Consider the following 1027-nt stretch of genomic DNA (forward strand, 5'->3'; position numbering starts at 1 on the left):
CAACCTTGCTCAGTGTTAAAACGTAATCCACCCAGCAAGCCATCCAACCTTTTACTCTGTCTTTAATCAACTAAAACCAAAACAATACCGAAAGGATATCGCTATGAACACGAAGCTACTTGATACCTTGAAAGAAAAATGGACGAAGAAAAGCACGAAGATTGCGTGTGCATCAGTAGGCACAGTTGCCGTGCTTGGTGTAGTAGGAGCACTCATTGCATGCAACCTGCCACATACCGAGCAAGTGGTTGCTGAGGATGGCACTGTTACAACGGTGCAGACACCGCAAAAAGAATCACATGGAATCTTTGATTTGTTTCATGCGCCTACAGAGCAAGCTGATGCATCGCAAACCACTACTACAGAGATTGCACCACCACAAACTAATGCAGACGGTACACCAATTAACACGCCTACTGCTGCACCAGGTACGCCACAGGCTGCTGCAAGTGGTAGTGTAGATAATGTTACAGGTGCAGCTGCTGCTGCCCCTGTACAAGCAAGCGGTGATACACCTGCACCAGCACCAGCTGCTGTAGAGCAAAGCCCTGCACCAGCAGAAGAAAGCTCTGCACCTGCACCTGCTGCACAGGCAAATCAATGGGTAAAACCTGTGTGGGTTGTAGACCAACCCGAAGTGAAAGCAATACCGCCGAAATATAAGATAATATACGGTGAAATGACATCAGACGGTAAGTTTTTTCCAGAGGGGCAAGAAAAAGCGCGCATAGAATATTGTGTTGCGCATAAGGTAGGCGTAGGTACATGGGAAAAAAAAGAACTTATTGATCCAGGTCGTCCTTACTCTCCTGAAAAAGGACACTGGGAAGATCCTACAACAGGCAAGCGTCTATCACCTACTTATGAGCGCAGTCATTAGGCTATAAAGGAGCACATCATGCACATTATAATTTATCGATCTGCATCACGAGAAGAAATACAACCAACCTTGCTCTCCTTTGCCGATGGCGTTGTCCTGGAACGTGATTTTCTCGATTGGTCTGCACTCAAAGAGCAAGGGCTTATC

General features: G+C 46.5%; 1 protein-coding gene. It reads left to right on the forward strand.

All coding sequences use genetic code 11. From position 1 onward, the window contains the following. The first annotated feature begins 103 nt into the window (after positions 1 to 103). The gene (locus tag HMPREF3190_RS04630; protein WP_066780849.1) at positions 104 to 880 is read left to right on the forward strand and encodes a hypothetical protein; all 777 of its coding nucleotides are present in this window, start codon (positions 104 to 106) and stop codon (positions 878 to 880) included. The last annotated feature ends 147 nt before the right edge of the window (positions 881 to 1027 follow it).

Source organism: Umbribacter vaginalis (assembly GCA_001552935.1).
Lineage (GTDB): Bacteria > Actinomycetota > Coriobacteriia > Coriobacteriales > Eggerthellaceae > Berryella > Berryella vaginalis.